Origin of the sequence: Yoonia sp. (genome assembly GCF_030731595.1) — a bacterium.
GTDB lineage: Bacteria > Pseudomonadota > Alphaproteobacteria > Rhodobacterales > Rhodobacteraceae > Yoonia.
This window is the reverse complement of record NZ_JANQTS010000101.1, coordinates 31824-37090: the sequence shown is the minus strand read 5'-3', so window position 1 is coordinate 37090 and position 5267 is coordinate 31824. Positions and strand designations below refer to the sequence as shown.

Here is a 5267-nt window from a genome sequence, read left to right as displayed (position 1 = left end):
GATCGCACTTCGCATCTAAGTCACTGTTCAAGAAGATTGGTGGGCGACCCTGGAATCGAACCAGGCGTGAGTCGCCTCGAGGGAGTTACAGTCCCCTGCCACACCTTGCGGCCTGTCGCCCACTGAACGGCTGCTTACCTGTGGCCCAATGGGGCGTCAACTGCAAAAGTGGCTGCTTTTGCGATCCCCTTCACAGCCAGTGCAATGTCGGGTATCGCCCTTGCTGAAACACGTAGTGGAAATGTTATGCAAAAGCCAAAATGGGTGATTGAAAAAGAACAAGCCAAGCGGATGGCCGCACAGGAAACCATCTGGCTTTTCGGGATCCATGCGGTCCGCGATGCGCTCGAGAATCCGGCGCGTATCAAAGTGCGGCTTGTCGTGACGCGTAATGCGCTGGAACGTCTTGGCGATGCTGTAGGCCAGAGCGGCTTGGAGCCTGAAATCTCTGATCCCCGCAAGTTTGCGGCCCCGCTTGATCCGCAGTCTGTGCATCAAGGCGCTGCCCTTGAAGTCAAGGCGCTGGATTGGGGCAGTCTCGAAGATGTGGCGCTGGGCGAAGGGCCGATGCCGCCGCGTATTGTCCTGCTGGACCGTGTCACCGACCCCCATAACGTGGGCGCTATCCTGCGTTCGGCAGAGGTTTTCGGTGCGCGGGCGGTTGTTGCGGTACAACGCCATTCTGCCCCGGAAACCGGCGCTTTGGCAAAGACAGCCAGTGGCGCGTTGGAACGCCAGCCGTATCTGCGGGTGCGCAATCTGGCCGATGCAATAGAGGCACTCAAGGGCATGGGATACCTGGTCTTGGGTCTTGACGGTGAAGCAGAGCGGACGATCGAGGCGGCCGTTGATGGCAAACGAGATCGGCCAGTTGCCCTTGTGATGGGTGCCGAAGGCCCGGGTTTGCGCGAAAAGACCCGTGAAACCTGTGATGAGCTGGTACGGATTGACGCGGCTGCCGGATTTGGTTCGCTCAACGTCTCAAATGCGGCCGCTGTCGCCCTATATGCAGTGAAAGCATAACGGCAAGGACGCGACGATGGGTGCCACGAAAATTGCAACCTGCTGCTATTGCGGCACCAAGGCGGCTTTGGTTCTGCGTGGCAAAGACCGGCACGAATTGACCTGTGGCAACTGTGGCGCACCTTTGCGTGCCCTCAAAATGTTACCAAAAGCAACCGTGGAGGCTGCGACACCCAGACCAGCGCCGGCACACCCGGCCAATCGTCATCGTGCCGAAAGGTACCCCGATTACGATGTCGCCCGACCGAAAAAACGCCGTAAGACCAAGAGCTTCGGTCGCCGTGTGATGTCAGGCCTGTGGGACGTTATCGAGGATGTCGTCGACGAAGTCTTTGACTAGCGCCGGTCACCTTCGCTCACGGCTTGGCGAGGTGGGTAGGCAGGGGAACGTTCTTTCTCCATCTTGAGGACACAACCTCTTGCTGGGATATTGGCTTATGATCGACCGTCGAAGATTGCTTGGCTGCCTTGTAGCAACCCCCCTTGCGGCATCGCCAGCCTTCGCCGGTTGCCCTTCTGTTTCCAGTGAGAGCGGGCAAGCCATCGGTGGCTTTGATCCGGTCGGCTATTTTCGTGATGGGCAAGCCGTTGCTGGATCTGATGCGCACCGTTTGATGTGGCGCAACGTGGTTTGGCGGTTTGCCTCCGAGCAGAACTTGGCAGTGTTTGAAAGGGATCCAGTTGGGTTTTCGCCGCAGTTTGGCGGATACTGTGCGGTGATGATGTCCGAGGGTCGCGTTATAGAAGGTTCGCCCGAAGCTTGGGCGATCTACGACGACAAGCTCTATTTCACGAGATCGCTCGCAGCACGCGATCTCTGGCTGCAAGATCCGGCGCCATTGATTGTAAAGGCTGATTCCCATTGGCCCGCAGCATTGTGCCGGTGAAACACACCGCTTCACGTTTCGCTGAGCGGCGCTTTTTTGGGCAAGGACGCTACATACATATCAAATAGAGGCGTGGCGCTGGAACTCGCCCGTCTTTCCTCACTGTCCCTCGTTCCATACCTCGCGCCCGGAGTTGATCCGGGCGCTTTTTTGTCTGCGCAAGGCAGGCTAGGATAGGCGCATGACTTACACAGATGCGCATCTGCGCGAAATTCTTGCCCGTACCAAAACGATCGCTGTGGTCGGCATTTCTGCCAATCCGGTGCGTCCAAGCTATTACGTTGCGCGCTACCTTGGTCTGAAAGGCTATCGCGTTATTCCGGTCAATCCCGGTCTTGCAGGGCAGAGTCTTTTGGGTGAGACCGTCTATGCCGATGTGGCGGACATACCAGAAGATGTTGATATGGTTGATATATTCCGCCGTTCAGAGGCTGTGCCAGAGATCGTCACGGCCTCTCTTGATCGCTGGCCCGCATTGCAAACGATCTGGATGCAGATCGGTGTGATGCATCCCGAGGCGGCCGCGACCGCGCAGGCACGCGGAGTGGACGTTATCCAGGACCGCTGTCCAAAGATCGAGTACCAGCGCTTGCATGGCGAGTTGCGGATGGGCGGATTCGCGACGGGAATCATCTCGTCAAAGCTGTCGCTTTAGAACGGGTTTACGCCAGCAACCTTCTGTCATCATGCTGTGATCAGGTGGCTCTGCCAAAGCAATTCACGCCGAATTTTTAAGTAATAACTCTTTTAAATCAATTATTTAAAAGAGAAAGATGCGCTGCCTGTCTGAAAGTAGGTAAATTTCGAATAATCAAATTGCAAATGCTTCACCATTGACAGCGCAGTGGCAGCTGTGCCCAGATCGGTGGGTTCCATGACCAGTAAGAATGTTTCCCTGTCCAATTCGAGGCAACGGATGTCCCATGGAAGAAACCAGGATAATTGATCGCTCTGAATCGTATGATGTCGAAGTGTCAGGCTTGCCGATGGGGGCTGACTTGCTTGATGGCAAGTTCAAGATCGTGCGCCAAATCGGCAGCGGCGGCTTTGGAATAACCTACCTCGCGCAAGACATCTATCTGGAGCGGAATGTCGTCATAAAAGAATGCTTTCCGGAATCCTTGTGCTTTCGCTTTGGCAATCAGGTCCGTGTCAGTTCTGCCAGGAATGAATCACCGTTCCGCAAGATCGTGCATATGTTCATGCGCGAAGCCTGCAGTATCGCCAAGCTACGGCATCCCAATATTGTCGGGGTCCATCAGGTCTTTGAAGAGAATGAGACAGCCTATATGGTTCTGGACCTGATCCACGGCCGCGATCTGATGGACATCATATACGACGATCACGAAGCGCTGGTGCCTGATCAGGTGCGCGAAATTCTGGTCAAGGCCCTTGATGCGATCGATCTGGTTCACCGCAATGACCTGCTGCACCGTGATATCTCGCCCGATAATATCCTGCTCGACAAATGGGGCAGCCCTGTCTTGATCGATTTTGGCGCTGCGCGTGAGGACGCCAGCACAAAAACAAGGGATGTGTCGACGATGCTTGTCGTCAAAGACGGCTATTCGCCACATGAATTCTACGTGACCGGTGGAAAGCAGGCGCCGTGCAGCGATCTTTATGCGCTTGGGGCAACGATGTACCATCTGATTTCAGGAGAGGCTCCTCCCAACAGCCAGACACGTGTGGCCGAGCTGACCGATGGGAAACCCGACCCCTACGTGCCGCTTGTGGGCCGTTTCCCGCAATACGAGCGGACATTCCTCGAGGCGATTGATACCGCCATGTGTGTGCCGCCAAAGGACCGTGTCCAGTCGGCCAAGGATTGGCTGAAACTGATCGAGCAGGACCGCAAGAAGGTCAAGGAAGTCCAGATCCCCGAGTCCCGCAGTCTGAGCAAAACGCTTAGCGAGCTGGTCTCTGAGACCAACAAGCATGTGTTCAACACACCACCGCAAGAAATCGAGAAGCCGCGCAAGCCAGAGCCAGTCGCGGCCGAAAAATCTTTCAGACCTGCTTGGGTCGAGGAGTTTAATCGCGAGACAGAAGAGGCGGCCCGCCGCCAGCGTGAAGAACAGGCAGCTGCGGCGGCAGCGGTGGCACATGCCGCGCATCAGGCGCGGTTGGCAGAAGCAGCCCGCATGGCGAGACAAGAGGCTTTGGAGGCCCAGCAACGCCATTCACAGGAACATGCGGCACAGCCGCGCGCCAATGCCGACTGGAGCGCGCGCAGGCTGGCATAGCCAAAGAGCCTTGGGTCATCCGATCCGGCGCTGATGACCTTGTGTCAACCGCGCGAGGCCTTCTCTGCAAGGCCGGACGTGCCTTGGCGTGCGGCCAATTGGGCTAGCACGTCGTCCAGTGTCACGTCACAGGCGGCCAGCATCACCAGCAGATGATAAAGCACATCGGCGGCTTCTGATGTCAGGCGGGTTTTGTCGCCTTTGACGGCTTCGATGATCGCCTCAATCGCCTCTTCGCCAAATTTCTCGGCGCATTTTTCCGGGCCCTGGGACAACAGTTTTGCCGTCCAACTGCTGTCGGGATCAGCGTCTTTGCGGGCGGCGATGGTTGCGGCAAGGTCTTGCAGATTCATGTCAGCCTCACGGGGATGCCGGCGGCGGCCATATGAGCCTTGGCCTCGCCGATGGTGTAGGTGCCGAAGTGAAAGATAGACGCGGCCAGCACGGCGGATGCGCCGCCAATTGTGACGCCTTCGACAAGGTGATCAAGCGTGCCGACACCGCCAGAGGCAATCACCGGTACGTTGACCGCATCCGAAATCGCGCGCGTCAGCGGCAGGTTGAACCCGGCCTTGGTCCCGTCGCGATCCATCGAGGTCAGCAGGATTTCTCCGGCGCCCTTTTCAACAACCGTCCGCGCGAATGCTACCGCATCAATGCCTGTCGCGCGCCGGCCGCCGTGGGTGAAGATTTCCCATTTGCCCGGGGCCACGGTTTTGGCGTCAATCGCGACCACGATGCATTGCGACCCAAAGCGCATAGCGGCCTCTGCGACAACGTCCGGATTGGCGACTGCGGCAGAGTTGAAGCTGACTTTATCTGCACCCGCCAACAACAAATCGCGCACATCGTGGTGCGTCCGCACACCGCCGCCGATGGTCAGTGGCATAAAGCATTGTTCGGCTGTCCGTGTGGCCAGGTCAAACATCGTCCCGCGGTTTTCCTGCGTTGCCATGATATCGAGAAAGCACAGCTCGTCCGCGCCCGCCGCATTATAGGCAATAGCCGCATCCACAGGATCGCCTGCATCGACCAGATCAACAAAGTTGACGCCTTTGACGACACGGCCTTCGGCCACATCCAGGCAGGGGATGATCCGGGTTTTCAACAT

Annotated in this window: 7 protein-coding genes and 1 tRNA gene; 5 read left to right on the top strand and 3 right to left on the bottom strand. The window is 57.3% G+C overall.

The window, feature by feature from the left end:
- Positions 1-37: 37 nt before the first annotated feature.
- Positions 38-121, bottom strand: a tRNA-Tyr gene (locus tag NWQ23_RS12230).
- A gap of 125 nt (positions 122-246) precedes the next feature.
- On the opposite strand from NWQ23_RS12230, the gene rlmB reads away from it, so the two are divergent.
- The 5 genes from rlmB (at position 247) to NWQ23_RS12205 (ending at position 4156) form a co-directional block, all read left to right on the top strand.
- Positions 247-1023 (top strand): 23S rRNA (guanosine(2251)-2'-O)-methyltransferase RlmB, encoded by a 777-nt coding sequence (gene rlmB, locus NWQ23_RS12225; protein ID WP_306166647.1) that lies wholly within the window; start codon positions 247-249, stop codon positions 1021-1023.
- Between the two features lie 16 nt (positions 1024-1039).
- A complete protein-coding gene (locus NWQ23_RS12220) occupies positions 1040-1363 on the top strand; it encodes a hypothetical protein (protein WP_306166646.1) in 324 nt (107 codons plus the stop codon).
- A 97-nt stretch (positions 1364-1460) separates the two neighbouring features.
- A complete protein-coding gene (locus tag NWQ23_RS12215) occupies positions 1461-1910 on the top strand; it encodes a YHS domain-containing (seleno)protein (protein WP_306166645.1) in 450 nt (149 codons plus the stop codon).
- A gap of 181 nt (positions 1911-2091) precedes the next feature.
- Positions 2092-2565, top strand: a complete 474-nt coding sequence (locus tag NWQ23_RS12210; RefSeq protein ID WP_306166644.1) for a CoA-binding protein — start codon at positions 2092-2094, stop codon at positions 2563-2565.
- A 268-nt stretch (positions 2566-2833) separates the two neighbouring features.
- Positions 2834-4156 carry a serine/threonine-protein kinase gene (locus tag NWQ23_RS12205; RefSeq protein ID WP_306166643.1) on the top strand — a complete coding sequence of 441 codons (1323 nt, stop codon included), beginning with the start codon at positions 2834-2836 and terminating at the stop codon, positions 4154-4156.
- A 44-nt stretch (positions 4157-4200) separates the two neighbouring features.
- Here the strand turns inward: NWQ23_RS12205 and NWQ23_RS12200 are convergent, their stop codons facing one another.
- Positions 4201-4509, bottom strand: coding sequence for a phosphoribosyl-ATP diphosphatase (locus tag NWQ23_RS12200; RefSeq protein WP_306166642.1), 309 nt, complete (start codon positions 4507-4509; stop codon positions 4201-4203).
- Positions 4506-5267: an imidazole glycerol phosphate synthase subunit HisF gene (hisF, locus tag NWQ23_RS12195; RefSeq protein WP_306166641.1), complete on the bottom strand. Its 762-nt coding sequence runs from the start codon at positions 5265-5267 to the stop codon at positions 4506-4508. The genes NWQ23_RS12200 and hisF overlap by 4 nt, the downstream gene beginning before the upstream one ends.

Coding starts and splice junctions, on each gene's coding strand:
- NWQ23_RS12200 (WP_306166642.1), bottom strand. CDS start 4,509: ATGAATCTGCAAGACCTTGCCGCAACCATCGCCGCCCGCAAAGACGCT.
- NWQ23_RS12210 (WP_306166644.1), top strand. CDS start 2,092: ATGACTTACACAGATGCGCATCTGCGCGAAATTCTTGCCCGTACCAAA.
- NWQ23_RS12220 (WP_306166646.1), top strand. CDS start 1,040: ATGGGTGCCACGAAAATTGCAACCTGCTGCTATTGCGGCACCAAGGCG.
- NWQ23_RS12205 (WP_306166643.1), top strand. CDS start 2,834: ATGGAAGAAACCAGGATAATTGATCGCTCTGAATCGTATGATGTCGAA.
- NWQ23_RS12215 (WP_306166645.1), top strand. CDS start 1,461: ATGATCGACCGTCGAAGATTGCTTGGCTGCCTTGTAGCAACCCCCCTT.
- hisF (WP_306166641.1), bottom strand. CDS start 5,267: ATGTTGAAAACCCGGATCATCCCCTGCCTGGATGTGGCCGAAGGCCGT.
- rlmB (WP_306166647.1), top strand. CDS start 247: ATGCAAAAGCCAAAATGGGTGATTGAAAAAGAACAAGCCAAGCGGATG.